8 protein-coding genes and 2 pseudogenes are annotated in these 14,873 nt (G+C 56.0%); 5 read left to right on the top strand and 5 right to left on the bottom strand.

Features of this window, described 5'->3' with window-relative positions; translation table 11 throughout:
• Nucleotides 1–19: 19 nt before the first annotated feature.
• Nucleotides 20–700, bottom strand: a pseudogene (locus E5E96_RS21870) (IS3 family transposase); the annotation flags it as partial.
• A 257-nt stretch (nucleotides 701–957) separates the two neighbouring features.
• Between E5E96_RS21870 and E5E96_RS21865 the strand changes: the two are divergent.
• From E5E96_RS21865 to E5E96_RS21850, 4 genes and pseudogenes are all read left to right on the top strand, one after another.
• The gene (locus E5E96_RS21865; RefSeq protein WP_017411266.1) at nucleotides 958–1,641 is read left to right on the top strand and encodes a LexA family transcriptional regulator; all 684 of its coding nucleotides are present in this window, start codon (nucleotides 958–960) and stop codon (nucleotides 1,639–1,641) included.
• A gap of 117 nt (nucleotides 1,642–1,758) precedes the next feature.
• Nucleotides 1,759–3,987: a sulfatase-like hydrolase/transferase gene (locus E5E96_RS21860; RefSeq protein ID WP_171283145.1), complete on the top strand. Its 2,229-nt coding sequence runs from the start codon at nucleotides 1,759–1,761 to the stop codon at nucleotides 3,985–3,987.
• Nucleotides 3,988–4,027: 40 nt separating this feature from the next.
• Nucleotides 4,028–5,079, top strand: a pseudogene (locus E5E96_RS21855) (tyrosine-type recombinase/integrase).
• A gap of 27 nt (nucleotides 5,080–5,106) precedes the next feature.
• Nucleotides 5,107–5,562: a hypothetical protein gene (locus E5E96_RS21850; RefSeq protein ID WP_017411267.1), complete on the top strand. Its 456-nt coding sequence runs from the start codon at nucleotides 5,107–5,109 to the stop codon at nucleotides 5,560–5,562.
• Nucleotides 5,563–5,595: 33 nt separating this feature from the next.
• Here the strand turns inward: E5E96_RS21850 and E5E96_RS21845 are convergent, their stop codons facing one another.
• Nucleotides 5,596–6,885 (bottom strand): PAS domain-containing methyl-accepting chemotaxis protein, encoded by a 1,290-nt coding sequence (locus E5E96_RS21845; protein ID WP_171283144.1) that lies wholly within the window; start codon nucleotides 6,883–6,885, stop codon nucleotides 5,596–5,598.
• A gap of 676 nt (nucleotides 6,886–7,561) precedes the next feature.
• Here E5E96_RS21845 and E5E96_RS21840 point away from each other — a divergent pair.
• Entirely contained in the window at nucleotides 7,562–9,514 is a 1,953-nt protein-coding gene (locus E5E96_RS21840; RefSeq protein WP_253264683.1) for a methyl-accepting chemotaxis protein, read from the top strand.
• 179 nt (nucleotides 9,515–9,693) lie between these two features.
• Here the strand turns inward: E5E96_RS21840 and E5E96_RS21835 are convergent, their stop codons facing one another.
• The 3 genes from E5E96_RS21835 to E5E96_RS21825 are packed head-to-tail and all read right to left on the bottom strand — an operon-like array spanning nucleotide 9,694 to nucleotide 14,839.
• Nucleotides 9,694–11,685 (bottom strand): MtrB/PioB family decaheme-associated outer membrane protein, encoded by a 1,992-nt coding sequence (locus tag E5E96_RS21835; protein WP_171283143.1) that lies wholly within the window; start codon nucleotides 11,683–11,685, stop codon nucleotides 9,694–9,696.
• An 11-nt stretch (nucleotides 11,686–11,696) separates the two neighbouring features.
• Entirely contained in the window at nucleotides 11,697–12,668 is a 972-nt protein-coding gene (locus tag E5E96_RS21830) for a DmsE family decaheme c-type cytochrome (RefSeq protein WP_016351216.1), read from the bottom strand.
• 56 nt (nucleotides 12,669–12,724) lie between these two features.
• Nucleotides 12,725–14,839 (bottom strand): OmcA/MtrC family decaheme c-type cytochrome, encoded by a 2,115-nt coding sequence (locus E5E96_RS21825; protein WP_171283142.1) that lies wholly within the window; start codon nucleotides 14,837–14,839, stop codon nucleotides 12,725–12,727.
• Between the last annotated feature and the right edge of the window lie 34 nt (nucleotides 14,840–14,873).

Raw genomic sequence — 14,873 nt, 5'->3', positions numbered from 1 at the left:
TAGCGCCACAGTGTAGTGGTCAACTAAATTCGGACACTTGGTCAGGCGGAGCCTCGGCTTTTGCTGGCGGCATCCCGTCATTGTGTTGATATGGACGCCGCCAGTTGTAGTAATCCATCAGGTAATAACTGATACCTCGTTTCGCTTCCCGCAAAATCATATATCTCATAGCCGGGAGCCATTCTGACTTCTGGCTTCTGAAAAACCGTTCCATCGGGGCGCTATCCCAACAATGATCACGTCGACTCATGCTCTGGGTCATGCGGTAGCGCCACAGTCGTTGCCGAAATGCCCGGCTGCCATATTGGTTGCCCTGGTCGGAGTGAAACAGCATGCCTGATGGGCAACCCCGCTGCTGATAGGCCATCCCCAGTGCTTTGATGGCCAGCTCTACATTAGACTTATCAGACATCACCCAACCCACGACCCGCCGGGTGTGCAGGTCAAGCACCGCTGCCAGGTAATGCCAACGACCACCTGCCCAGACGTAGGTGATATCGCCACACCACATATGATTGGGTTGTGGAACATCAGATTCTCGGGCCAGCAGATTGGGAATGTCCGGTCGTTCAGACCGTGCAACCTTTTAACGGTGTGCACCGGGGTATTTGGATGCCAGTGCGGCTTCTTTCATCAGGTTACGGACTTTGAATCGGTCAATCTGATACCCTAACGCCTGCTTCGGGGAGAGAATATCCCTAATCGAGCACCAGGGATGCGGTTTCGAGTTTGAATTGGGCAGTAAATGAGCGACCTAATATCGTCATTGAACACATCAGATCATGGTGGCGACGGTACTACCTAAAAGGGTGTCCGGGATGATTAGACCATTACACGGGCTCACTTTGTAAGGTTTATTTACGAAATAAAATGTAACGTTAGGTGAATGTGGGGTGGAAGGAAAAACTTACAAAAAAGACAAGAAAGTCTACGAAAGCAAATTGTAAGATTGCTTACATGAAAATAAATGACCGTATCAAAGAGACACGTAAGAGGCTCGGGTATAGCCAAGAAACTCTTGGCTCAAGAGTCGGTGTATCACGCGTATCCATTAGCCAATGGGAGCGAGGTGAGAACACACCTAATGGGCGCTATCTCAATGAGTTAGCAGTGGCTCTCGGGGTTACTGTTGACTGGCTTTTAACTGGGAGCGGGGATTTCCCTCAGCTACCTGCAGAACACCTAATTCTTGGTTATCACAACGTCGAACCGGCGGTGATATCACAGCGTAAGCGGATCCCTGTGATCAGCTATGTCCAGGCGGGGAACTGGCGTGAGATGTGCGAGCAGGCCACCACCTTCGATGGCAATGTTGAGTATGTGACAGCCAGTGTCGATATTGGGTCCTGTGGCTTTGGCCTCTGGCTACGTGGCGATTCCATGTTGCCGCAGTTCAAAGAAGGGGATTTGATCATCGTTGACCCCGACGAAGCGCCGCAACCTGGAGATTTCGTTGTGGTCAAGAACGGCAGCAACGAGGCAACTTTCAAAAAGTACCGCCCCCGTGGCATCGATGAGAACGGGCAAGAGGTATTTGAACTTGTCCCCCTCAACGATGATTACCCCACCATGTACTCCGACCGACAGTACATTCAGATCATCGGTGTGATGGTTGAGCAACGAATTTTTAGGAAACGATAGCTGAACATGTTTTTGATAGGCTTAATGCTGCTTTTACTATTCATAGGAATATGCAAATTCAGCGTTAATAATAACATACAACAATATATTTTTAGATTTACTGTAAAGGTGGGCTAATTGATTATCATCGTTGTCTCGATTTTAGTTTTTTTTATTTTGTGCATAAGTACAACTAGATGTCGTGGTTTGCTTATTTCAGTTGCTGTCCTGTACATAGCCTTAAGTGGACTTTATGTTGTAAGTGATATGTTTACTGGTGCAGGGTTTAATACTTCAGTAATGTATCACTTGTATACTGGGGTGCAAGGCGCTGGGTTCAGTGAGTATGTTAAAGAAATCTCATATGGCGCTGGATTTGTTTTTTGTGCAATCATATTTATACTTTCTCAGATTTTTATCAAAAAAAGTAAGAAAGGGTTGATGAAAGTTAGTCCATTCATATCATTTTCTCTTTCGTTTTTATTGTTTTTGATTTCTCCATGGGTAAACAATTATTACGAGCAAGCTAGGCTGTATGTATCTGGCGTGTTCGATAAACGAGACGTTGGTGATGAATATGTTGTAAATAAGTCAAAAATTAAAAACAAGAAAAATATAGTTCTGATTTACGCTGAAAGTCTTGAGAGAACATATTTAAGTGAGAGTGAATTTCCTGGGCTCATATCTAAGCTTGTTCCTATCATCAATGAAGGTATAGATTTTACTAATATTGATAATGATGGGGGCGGTTGGACTATTGCAGGCTTGGTAAATAGCCAGTGTGGATTGCCACTATCATTACCTGGTGGGCAAGGGAATAACATGGGGGCAATATCTCAGTTTATGCCTGATGCTTATTGTTTAGGTGACATTTTAAAGGATCATGGATATGAGCTTAAATTTATTGGTGGCGCAAAGTCTGATTTCGCTGGAAAAGGAACTTTTATAAAACAACATGGTTACACATCAGTTGATCGAGATTACTTTGAAAAAATAATCCCACCTGATAATATGAATTACTCTGACTGGGGTATTCATGATGACCATCTTCTTGATTATGCATATGAGTCATTTGTTGAGCTTAGTAAAAATAAGAAGCCGTTTGTTTTATCGCTGTTGACTCTAGATACGCACCATCCATGGGGGCATATTCCATCGAGATGCATTAATGATAAGCCGTATGGCGATGGAACAGTGAACATACTTAATGCAGTTCAATGTTCAGACAAGTTGTTGGCTGAATTCATCAGTAAGATTCAGTCTTCTGAGGCTTATAAAGATACAATAATCATATTGCAATCAGACCATTTGGCTATGAGTAATGATGCACTATCTATTCTGAATAAAGATCCTAGAAGTAGAAAGAATTTATTCGTTGTGCTTGGTGCTAACTTGGAAAAAAAGAAGGTTGATAGACCTGGCTTATTGATTGATGTGGGTGCAACTATACTTTCATTTCTTGGTAATAACGATGGGTTAGGTTTCGGCCGAAATCTACTTGAGGATTATTATAGCGGTATGGCCTACGCCAAATTTAATAAAGGTGATAAAGCTCTTTCGTCCTATTCTAACTTCTCAAAAAACACTTGGTCTTTCTCTACATTCTCGCATGGTGCGAAAATAAAAGACAACAAAGTGTTTCTAGCAGGGGATAAGTATTATTCACTCCCCGCATTATTTGTTTTGAAGGGTGAGGTTGATATAGATAATGTGTATTTTGATGAGTTTAACAAGCATTATTTATCTTTAAATAATGGTACATCATTTGTTATCGTTAACTCATGTAACGAGTTGGGGGTGAAAAGTGATGGGGGTTGTTTTGTCTTTGGTGAAAAAAACAAAGCAGTATCAATACAATTTTTTAAAAATACAGCATCAATAAAAGATGACTTTTTTGACAAACAAAAAATGACGTTGATAACGTCTCCGGTTTCCTTTGAAGGCATCTATTCGTTCAATTCGTCTAATGGGGTGTCTGTTGATTCAATCTATATTGACGGTGATTACAAAGCAATTGGTGCGGGTGTTAATATAATTAAAAACAATTTTGATGGTAGCCATGAAATAAAAAATTACTCTAACTGCAATGACATCAAAAAAATTAGTTTAGAGAAAAAAATGTACAAAAGTGCATTTATATCCTTTCAATATGATACCTGTATGGGGACCCTTGGTGCAGTATTTCCATTGTCAGAGAAAATCAAAAAAAATCAATTTAAATCAGGCGAATACGTACTGCTTAAAGTAGATTCTGAAATGTTTAAAAATGATGTTTTAGGTGTCATTCGAGCCCCAATTAAAGCTGGGGATGTAATGGCATTTGATAACAATGCTGAAGTAGTCGATTTAAATCGCCCTATTTTTTGAATATAAACATAGACCTGATATAAAATGGGTTACCTAAGTAATGACAGTCCGTAAACTCGATGACGGTAAATTCAAGCTATGGCTTGTCGAAGTCTACCCTCAAGGTTGTGATAGCCCCGCAAGAGAAAGCGCTTCGCCACCAAGGGGGAGGTATTGGCATGTGAGCGTTTTGTGCTGGACCCGGATAAGGGTAAGCCTTGGCTGGAGGGGCTGGGGAAACCTAGTGATGGTCGGCATCTCTCCGAGCTGGCCGAACTCTGGTTTGGTCGCCATGGTCAGGGTTTGCGTGATGGTGAGGCTCGTAAGTCCAAGCTGCTGACAGCCTGCCAGTCCCTTGGTGACCCGCTGGCGGTTAACTTCACCACTCGTGATTTTGCCGCCTACCGTGAAGCTCGCCCTCGCCTCTCGGGCGATATCACTGACCGGCGCGCAGTCAACCAAGAGAAGCAGGGGGTCACCCCCAACACGGTGAACCGTGAACACGCTTACCTGCGTGCGGTGTTCAACGAGCTGAAAAGGCTAGGGGAGTGGCAGGGGGAAAATCACCTCGATGGGCTTCGGGCCTACAAGGTGGCAGAGGCCGAACTGGTCTTCCTCTACCCTGACGAACTCAAGCGCCTGCTGGCCGCCTGCGCCGAGAGCCCAAACCCCGACCTGCTGATGGTGGTGAAGCAGTGCCTCGCTACTGGCGCCCGCTGGTCTGAGGTGGAAGAGCTGACTCAGTCCCAGGTATCCCCCAATCGCATTACCTTCACCCGAACTAAGAGTAAGAAGAGTCGCAGTGTGCCCATCAGCCCCGAGCTCCATGCCCAGTTGCCCAGAAAGCGCGGCCGCCTGTTTGGTGACTGCTATCGGGCCTTCGAGATGGTGGTCGAACGGGCAGGGCTGGAGCTGCCCCCAGGGCAGAATACCCACGTTCTGCGTCACACCTTCGCCAGTCACTTTATGATGAACGGCGGCAACATCCTGGTTCTGCAGAAAATCCTCGGCCACTCCACCATCGCCATGACCATGCGATACGCACATTTTTCCCCTGAGCATCTGGAAGATGCGGTGAGGTTGAACCCGCTGGCCGTCTGTGGTTTAAATTGAAGCCACCTCGGCCATCGGATGGGTTGAATGGATCAGCCAGTATCAGACATTGACCTGTGCGAAGCGTTGTCCGATCTCTTTGTCGATAACGAGGTTGACTTCGGGTACATCGTTCGGGTGGCGCGGGCCTTTCCCATTACCCATGTGGAGAAAGTTTTGTTCGAATGGGTAGCGCCGGTCTGTTACACCAACACCCTAGCACCCGTGCCGCCGATCTGGACCGGTTTTGAACGTGACTCACTTTGGGTAGAGGTCCAGCGCTTGCTGGCAAGAGAGGCCAAGGCCGGGTTTGCCAAGAAACTGTTCATCATGCTCAGGCAGTTTTATCTGAGGCAGCGGTTTGCCGAAGAGTGGCGCAGGCTGTCGGTTCTGCTGGCTGAGAAGGATGTAAGTGACAACTGCAGAGCGATTATCCAGGTGACCTTTTATCAACTTGAAACCCGTGGATATTCTTGCCTCAAAACCAAAGAGCCTGCTCGATGACAGGCCCTCTATCATAGTATTTCTCTGATTGATCTAGAGTTCCGAGATGATGGTCGACACTTCTTCGGCGCCATTCCTTATCTCTTGCATCACTTTCGCGACATCGTCGATCTGCCTTTGTCCATGGATGGCGCCATCTGCCGCGGACTGGATCTGTTCGCTGACCTGATGGGTGAGCTGCTGGTTCTGGCTGACCACGCTCGCTATCTCGTTGGTGGATTGAGAGGTTCTTGCCGCCAGTTGACGCACTTCATCTGCGACGACGGCAAAGCCTCTGCCTTGTTCGCCGGCTCGCGCGGCTTCGATGGCGGCGTTGAGTGCCAGCAGGTTGGTCTGATCTGCAATGCTGCTGATGGTTGAAACGATGGCGGTGATATTTTGGGATTGGGCATGCAGCTTGCTCATCAGCGTACTGGCATTTTCCATCTGGGTGACGATGTTGTCCGAGGTGGAGACGACGGTGGTCAGCATGTCCTCACCCTTGATGGCGGAAGCCTTGGTGGTGACGGAGGTTTCGTTGGCCACTTTGGCCACATTTTGCACGGCCTGATCTTTTTTGATTTGCGAGGTGATGTTGGAGGCGAACTTGATGACCTTGATCACCTTGCCATGGCTGCCCCGCACTGCGTTGTAGGTCGCTTCCAGCCAGATTTCATGACCTTGCTTGTCAAAGCGCTGGAAGCGCCCCGATTTGAAGGTTCCCTGAGCCAGTTCCTGCCAGAAATCGGGGTGTTCCCGATAAAACGATTCATCACAGAACATGCGATGCTGACGACCTTTTATTTCATCGAGCCGATAGCCCATGGTGTCGAGAAAATTGCGGTTGGCGTTGATGATGACGCCGTTTGGCTCAAACTCGATGACCGCAAGGGAGCGGTCCAGCGCTTCGAATATCGCTTTCTGCGTCATGAGCAGGTCATGTTGCCAGGTCACGTCGGAGGCGATTTTAACGACTTTGCTGACCTTGCCATCCTGGCTGACCGGGAAGTAGGTTGCTTCCAGCCAGATTTCCTGGCCGTGCTTGCCGACTCGCTGGAAGGTGCCCTGCTGGCTGTGGCCATTGGACAGCTTCCTCCAGAATTCCCGATAGGAGGGGGAGTCAGAGTCCTCTTTTCGACAGAAGATGGCATGGTGCTGCCCCACGATCTCCTTGAGGCTGTAGCCGACGGTGCTCAGAAACAGCGGGCTGGCATCGAGGATATGGCCCTCGGGGGTGAATTCGATCATCGGCAGGTGACCATGCATGGCGTGGCTCAGCGCCTCGCTCTGCAAGGCTCTTGCTCTCTCTGCCGCCAGCTCGTTCTTGAGTTTTGCGTTGAACATAGGAACTCCCCAACCAGGTCAAATCATTCAATGAGCCTTCAATCCACCTCTTACACCTTGCAGGCATAAGGCTCCGCTTGTGAGTGCAACACCCGCCGACCACTGACTCGAGCTACTCCATACAAAAACCAGGCCTAATACGCCATGGTGCGCCAACGGATGGTCTTGACCCCTGAGCTGGGTACCTGCCAATAGTGTGTTGATCATCAATATGGCCGGGCGTTGGCGGCGGCTCACACCAGGCCGGGAAGCCGCGTCTGTGAGCCGGGCATGATAAAGGGGGATGGGTCGAACAGGGCAAGGCATGATGGTCCGAGGGGGCTGCTCGGGCAGAAAAAGCCGCTTTCATTGCAGTTTGCATTGCGTTTTGCGGGCTTTGGGCGGGCCTTGTGGCAAGTTACCCGCATTGGGGGCGGAAGAGGGGGCAAATCAGGCCATTTTTTCTGGCTTGGGTTTTGCTTGAGTCGACAAAACGGATCGGCTCTTTGCAGCTGAATACCTTGCTGTGATGGCCCAATGACGCTCTGCTACCAGGATGAGGTGATGCCATGGCTACTGCACAAGGACTCTTGCAGGACACCGCCTTCGACCAGACCGAGGCACATGCAGTGTCGCATGCGCCCCGAGGAAGGCATTCGGTCAAACGGATGATGATCCTGGGGGGATCCTGGTGGCGGTGCCGCTGATCGTGGCATCCATCGTCTCCTTGTGGAGCAGCCAGGCCCAGCTGCGTGCACAGGAGAAGGTCGAGCGCTTCAATCAGGCTCACCTCATCTTCAAGGAGACGCGCTATGACCTGGTGCAGATCCAGCAGTTCATCACAGATGCGGCGGTGACCGGCAATACGGAAGAGGGCCTCGCCGAGGCGGCCACGTTCCGCGATACCGCCTTGCAGAATCTCGATACCCTGATGCGCAGCCTGCCGGACTTGAGCGACGAGCTGCTGCCGATGCAGGAGACGGTCAAGGGGCTGTATGAGAAAGGGGCGGCCATGGTGGATACCTACAGTCGCCAGGGCCAAGCGGCGGGCAACCTGATGATGAGCAGCCAGGGTGGCTTTGATCACATGGTGATAAGCATCAACGAGCGGCTTGAGCGCATCAATCATCAGCTGGACAGCCGGATCACTAGTGCCGTCGCCAGCCGCGACGAGGCCAAGGAGCTGGCCCTGCTGATGGGGCTGGTGGCCGGACTGGTCTCCCTGCTGTTCGTGGCGCTGGCCTATTTCATCCAGTACCGTCACCTGATGCGCACCCTGGGCGGCGAGCCGGATTATGCCGCGCGGGTGGCCGCCGAGATTGCGGCAGGCAACCTCACCGTTACCATCCAGACTCGTTCGGCAGACAATCACAGCGTGCTCGGGGCCATGCGGCTGATGGCGGCGCAGCTCAGTCGCCACATGCGCCAGATTGACCTGCGGACCCGGCAGCTGGCCCAGTCCTCCTATCAGATCTCCGACATTTCGAGAACCATCACCGACGCTTCCCAGCTGGAGCAGCACCACTCGACGGAAGTGACCCGCGCCAGCAACGATCTCTCCTGCGCCGCCGAGGCGGTCTCCGGCCTGGCAAGCCAGGTGGGGCAGCAGGCTGAGCTTGCCTATCAGAGCGCCCATCGCAGCACCCGGGTGATGAGTGAAAACATCGAAGAGATGCGCCACGCCGTGACCGAGGCGCAGCAGGCGGAGCAGAAGACCCGCCAGCTGAGCGAGGCGAGCCAGCGTATTCAGGTGATCACCCAGTCCATCACCGCCATCACCGAGCAGACCAACCTGCTGGCCCTCAACGCCGCCATCGAAGCGGCCAGGGCCGGGGAGTATGGCCGCGGCTTTGCGGTGGTGGCCGACGAGGTGCGCAAGCTGGCCAACAATGCCGGTCAGGCCACCAAGGAGATCAACGAGATCGTCACGACCCTGAGCCGGCTCATCGGCGAGAACGAGTCCTCGGTGAAGAGCGTCATCGCCCGTACTCACCTGACCATGGACAAGGCGCACGAGGCGAGCCAGTCCATCAACGGCCTGATGACGGAGATCGAGCGCAGCGTCGGCGCGGCGGATCAGATCCGCGGCACCAGCGACGAGCAGATGGGCAAGCTCTCCTCGCTCAATGCCCATCTGCACGATCTGCTGCATGCGCTCGCGGAAAACACCGAGAAGGTGCAGACCACCGGGATCATCAGTCGCACCCTCTATCAGGAGTCGAGCCAGCTGCGCGACATCATGGAGCAGTTCCGCTTCGAGGCCGAGAGCGGGGCAGATCGCACCGAGCACGAGCTGCGCCGGGCGCCACGCATGTACCAGCACATGATGGTGAAGGTGCAGGCCGGGGGCGGGTTCCACGAGTCGATCACCGAGGATTTCAGCGTCACCGGCCTGCGGCTGCGCACGGTGCAGCCCCTGGCTCTGTACAAGCGCGCCGAGGTGGAGCTCAAGATCTACACCCCCAAGCCCTCCATCGATCTGTATCGCAACCAGACGCCGCTGACGATCAAGGCCAGGGTGATGTGGTCCCGTCAGGCGGAAGAGGGCGAGGTATACGGGCTGGAGTTCATCGAAGTGGCACCGCAGGCGCGCAGCCAGCTGGAGGCCTGCTTCAAGCACTATGCGCTGGAGCCGACCTATACCGGCTGATGCCGTGCCGAGCCCGACAGGTGGATAGCCGCCACGCGGCAGCCTGCTTGACCGACAGAGTGAAGAGGCAATCAAGAGAACAAAGGCGAGATGAATAAAGAGGGGAGCCTGGGCTCCCCTCTTTATTCATGGGCTGATAACACAGGGTGTCTACCCTTATCCGGCGCGTGGCCGTCCCTTTAGAACTTGTAGAGCCAGGAGACGGCGGTGAAGTAGCCGTTGTAGTCCTGGTTCAGGTTGCCGAGGTTGCGCTCTTCGCCGGTGTAGAGGTAATCCACGTCCTGGAAGTATTCGTAGCGCACATCCCAGCGCAGCGAATGCTGCTTGGTCAGCTGATAGAGGGCGTAGCCTTCCAGCCGGTGCTGCTTGCTGGTGAGATCCGGATAGTCATAGCCCTTGCTGGCGTCGGTTTTGCCACGGCCATAGGCGAAGCTGTAATCGAGCCCGAGCTCGAGATCCCGGTCAAACGCCTTCTTCTGGGTGAGCCCGAGCCCGAGGGTGGTGATCTCGTCGCGCACCGCCGTGCTGTAGGGATCCCAGTCCGGTGCGCCGGTGTAGGCGTGGTTCTGGCTGGAGGTGATCCACTGCAGGTTGCTGAACAGATGGCCGCTCAGGCTGTCGTCGAACTGCTGGTTGAGGGTCAGGTCGATGCCATAATCCTTGCCCTCGCTGCGCCCTATGTCTGGCTCCTTGTAATCATCTCTTGCCCACCACCCTTCGAGACGGGCATCCATCCCCTCGCTGAACTGATAGCCGAGATCCCCCCTGAGCTCGACCCTGTCCCTGTCCGCCAGATAGAACTGGCGCAGGGTCGGGCTGCCGTTGCCACCGGCGCTGTCGTGGCGCCAGTCAGAGCCGTCGCGGGTGCTCCAGGCGAGCTTGCCGCCCAGTTGCAGCGCCCCGGCCGGGCGGTAGCGCCCCTTGAGGAACAGGGTGTGCTCATCGGTGTCCTGCCGGTCGGCCTGTTCGCGCTGATCGGCCTTGTACTGATAGCCGGTGGTGAGCTTGACCGAGCGGCTGAGCCGGTAGTCGGCCGCCAGATCCGCCTTGCTGCGGGTGCGATCGCTCTTGCCGCGCTGCTTGCCGACCACCGCGTATTCATCGGACTTGTCCTTGCGGTCCCGATACTCGCCGCCGGCGCGCAGGGTGAGATCCCGGCCAAAGCGGCCTACCCACTTGGCATCGGCCTGCAGGGTGCTTACCTCGCCGTGGAAGTCATCCTGGGTGATGGGGGCGTTGCGAAACGCGGTCAGGCTGCCGTTGGAGGTGGCCTGGCTGGTGAGCACGCGGCCGGTCAGGCTCTGCCGGTCCCAGTTGTATTGGCCGGATAGGCTCAGCTGGTGGAAGTTGTTGTCCGGCTCGTAGGCGCGCTCGTTGGCGTAAGGGTCGGCGACGCTGCCATAGTAGAGCGCCGTGTCATCGGTACGGTAGAGGGAGCCGTTGTAGGCGAGATCGACCAGCCAGCCTTCTCCCAGGTAGCTGACGCCGCTCTTGACCAGGGTGGTCGAGCTGCCGTCGACGGGCTTGGGCAAGAGGCCTGGCCCGCTGCCGATGCCGGGCACGCTCGACTGGTAGTAGGCGAGGGTGGCCTCTTTTTTCTCATGAGAAAAGTCGGCGTAGGGGCGCCACGGGCTCTTCGGGGTGTAGGCGAGCCCGGCGGTCAGCTTCTTGCGCACCACCTCCTTGTCAAACTCGGCCAGCGACCCCTGGGTCAGCGGGCTCTCGCCCGGCTGATAGACGCTGCGGCCGTGGCTGTTCCAGTAGAAGGGGGACTCCGAGTAGCCCAGCCGGGCGCGCATGCCGTCGTAGTGGCCCTGTTCGGTCGCCAGGCTGAAGCGCTCCATACCGAGGTTTTTCACCTCCAGGCTGCCGTAGCGGGAGCCTTCCCCCCGGTATTGCAGGTCGGCGTTGAAGATACCGAGCATGCCGCTGTCCTGCTGGCTGGGAACCCAGTTGCGAAAGCGGGTGGCGCCATCGTCGTTGGCATAGCCGGCACCCAGCCCCACCTCGCCAAACCAGCCCTCATCGCGCTCGCAGGACTTGCAGCTCCAGCGTTCGGTCTTGGCCGGTTTGCTCTGCTGCAGGGCGTAATCCCCGACTGCCAGCGGCTCCTCGGCCGCCTGGGCCGAGCAGACCGCCAGCAGGGAGAGCCAAAGTGTTGAGTATTTCATGACTTCTCTCCTCAGCGCCGCAGTGATTGACCGTTGGGATGGTTGGTCCCGTGGATCTGGTTATGACAGTTCAGGCAACTGCCGCCACGCACCTTGAGATCCCCCTCGGGGATGGAGACGTTGGCATGGGGCACGCTGTGGCACTCCTGGCACAGCTGGGGCACCCGCTTGTTGAGCAGCGCCTGGTTGATGGAGCCGTGCGGGCTGTGGCAGAGGGAGCAATCCTCGGTCACCGGCTCGTGTTCCCACAGGAAGGGGCCCCGTTTCTCGGCGTGGCACTCGTAGCAGCTCTCGTTGAGGCTGGGCTGCTTGAGACTGGCCTCGTTCTGCGACTGGTGCGGGTTGTGACAACTGGAGCAGGGCAGCTCGCCATTGAGAATGGGGTGGCTGGTGCGCTTGTGCAGATCGGCCTTTTGCTGGGCGTGGCAGCTGGTACAGGTCTCCACCTGCAGCTTGCTGTCCATCACCGGATCCTTGGCCTGGTGCAGGCTGTGGCAGCTGGTGCAGGAGACATCCTCCACCGCGTGAGCACTGGCATGCCAGCCCATCCGCTGGGTATCGGTATGGCAGGAGAGGCAGACGCTGTTCTGCTTCTCCACCGGGACCGGCGAGTCGGGGCCGAAGGTGATCATGGGTTCCCGCTTCTGTCCCTTGCGGGGATTGCGCGGATGGTTGCCGGCGGGGCCGTGGCAGGCTTCACACTGCTTGTCGGCCATCGGCCCGTTCTGGTTGCCGAGGTTGCCGTGCACATTGTGGAAGATGCCGGTGGCGGGCTTGCGCGAGTCGGCATCGTGGCACTTGAGGCAGGTATCGGCCCCCTTGGGGGAGTATTTGCCCTGGTCAAATTTCTGGTCGAGGGTGGCCTCGACCTGCAGGCGCGGATCGGCATCGGCCGCCGGCTGGGCATCGCTCTTGGCCCAGACCGGCAGGCAACCGAGTGCCAGCAAACCCGCCAGGAGCCATTGCGGGGTGATTCTTTTCATATCGTGTCCTTCAACGGCAAAGGGCCGGGGGGAGGCATCCCCCCGGCCTGGTGGTCTCAACGGAAGTCATACACCTTGTGAACCTTGTCGACGCCCTGCTCCTGCCCGACGGCATGGCAGGACGCGCACTGTTCAACTCCGGTGGCGGCCTCTATCGTCTCTGCACCAAAGATGGCGCCGTTGTTCTTCATGTGGGTGGCCCACTCATCCCCGGCGACCGGGCTGTCCGGCTTGACCAGCCCCAGCGGCGACTTGAGGTGGCAGCTGGCGCAGACCACCAGGGTCGGACTGAAGAACTTGGGCTGCTTGTTGTCCGCCGTGGTCGCCACCAGCGAGGGTCGTTCGTTCTGCTGGTTGGGCAGGTTGTACTGACCCTTGGTGTGGCAGGACTCGCAGTTGTTCAGCTTGCCCGGGAAGGTAGCATCACCGCTGCGATGGGAGCCGAAGGCGTGGAAGGAGTGCACGTGGTACTTCAGATCCCCCGGCACACCCGCATAGAAGGAGGTGCGGGTGGCGTTGTGACAGCTGGTGCACTGGGCGAAGTCCTTGGAGGCGTGAGCGGAGCCCGCGTTGCCCTCGGTGTGGACTGCCAGGTCCTTGTGACAGCCGTTGCAGGAGGTCAGATCCGCGCCAGCCTTGAGCACATAGCTGCCGTCGACCCCGCCTTCGACCCGGAAGTAGGCCTTGACCGGGTTGATGGCCACATAGGAGAGGGCGCTGGCGGTGCTGCTGCAGGGGAGCAGATCTCCGGCGGCGAAGGCACCGTTACGATCCGCCTTGCGAGCCACGCACACCTGCAGTTCGGCGACCGTGGCCGCGAGGGTGCCGGTCACCTCGTTACCCACCTCCTTGCGGCACAGGAAGCTGCCGCCGCCCTGGCTTTCGCACTTGGTGAAGTCGATCTTGTTGCCGGCGACGAAGGTCTGCGGGTTGGTGTAGCCCAGCTCGAAGCCGCTGCCCTGATCCCAGTTGACCAGCACGTAGGGAGCCTTGGTCAGATCGCCGTACTTGATGTACTTGAGCACCCCGTCCATGGTCTCGACCGGGGTGCCGTTGGCGGTCACGGTCAGCTCGACCTCGATGTTGGGCGCGGCGTAGCGCACGTCGTCAAACTTGAACACCAGCTTGTCGCGACCGGCGGCCTCGTTGGCGAGGTAGCCCATGTGCACGCTGCTGGGGGACTTGGTGTTGCCGGGTGTCTCGGCGTGGCACTGGGTACAGAGGGTGCCGCTGGTGATCTTGCCGTTGATGTGACTGACGTAGCCGGTCGCCGTGGTGGAGTCCGCGTGGCAGGCGCCGCAGGGTTTCTCCTGGGCGTGCTGCCAGTTGTTGGCATCCGGGGTGGTCGGTGTGACGCCCTTGTGGCAGGTGTCGCAGTTGCGCGGATCCTGCGGGAAGTGGCTCACCAGCTTGGTGGCGGTGGCATCCAGGTTGCCGTGCAGCTTGTGCACCAGGGTGGTCAGATCGCCCCGTCCGCTGCCGGGCACGCTCTCGTTGTGGCAGGTGACGCAGAGTTTGGGATCGGCCCGGTTGCTGTGGTGAATCGGCTGCTTCATGTGGCAGCTGTCGCAGCTCTGCTGCTCCAGGATGTCGCGGGTCAGCAGCGGCGGCGTGCCGGCCGGTACCCAGTCCAGCACGTAGTCGGTGACCGGAATGCCGTTGCTGCCGCCAAAGTAGATGCCGAGGCGGTGGGTCGCTGCCTCATCCCAGCGGATCAAGCCGTTGTTGTCCTGCGAATCGCTCGGATAAGGGTCGCGCACCGTGGTGGCATTGAAGGAGAAGGTATAGCGGTACTGGCCATTGCCAAGGGCTTCCAGCTTGCCGCCGTTCTCGCCGGTGGGCCGGTTGTTCTTGGTGCTGTAGATGAAGCTCTTCCAGATGACAGGATCTTCCCGTTTGGCGTCGCGGCCGGGGATCACCTTGGCCAGGGTGAAGGAGGGAAGGGTGGTTCCCAGCTCATAACCCTTGCCTTGCTTGTCGGTTACCTTGAATTGCACCGAGAGCTGACCGCTCTCGCCAAGTTGTGGGGTGGAGGCCGAGATCACCAGCGAATCTGGGGTGCCCGGAGGAGGGGGAGGTGGATCCGTCTGGTCATTGCCATCACCGCCGCCCCCACAGGAGGAGAGGGTGAACACCATTGCTGCAGCCACCAATACTTTCCAGTATTTCATTGTTTTATCCTTTTTTATCGGACTTATTGTTCCA

It is taken from the genome of Aeromonas sp. 1805, assembly GCF_013085525.1.
Taxonomy (GTDB): domain Bacteria; phylum Pseudomonadota; class Gammaproteobacteria; order Enterobacterales; family Aeromonadaceae; genus Aeromonas; species Aeromonas hydrophila.
The sequence above is the reverse complement of the archived record's forward strand: the minus strand, read 5'-3'. Positions and strand labels throughout refer to the sequence as shown.

Excerpts from the sequence above, each read along its gene's own strand:
- E5E96_RS21865 (WP_017411266.1), top strand. The coding sequence starts at position 958 with ATGAAAATAAATGACCGTATCAAAGAGACACGTAAGAGGCTCGGGTAT.
- E5E96_RS21850 (WP_017411267.1), top strand. The coding sequence starts at position 5,107 with ATGGATCAGCCAGTATCAGACATTGACCTGTGCGAAGCGTTGTCCGAT.
- E5E96_RS21845 (WP_171283144.1), bottom strand. The coding sequence starts at position 6,885 with ATGTTCAACGCAAAACTCAAGAACGAGCTGGCGGCAGAGAGAGCAAGA.
- E5E96_RS21835 (WP_171283143.1), bottom strand. The coding sequence starts at position 11,685 with ATGAAATACTCAACACTTTGGCTCTCCCTGCTGGCGGTCTGCTCGGCC.
- E5E96_RS21830 (WP_016351216.1), bottom strand. The coding sequence starts at position 12,668 with ATGAAAAGAATCACCCCGCAATGGCTCCTGGCGGGTTTGCTGGCACTC.
- E5E96_RS21825 (WP_171283142.1), bottom strand. The coding sequence starts at position 14,839 with ATGAAATACTGGAAAGTATTGGTGGCTGCAGCAATGGTGTTCACCCTC.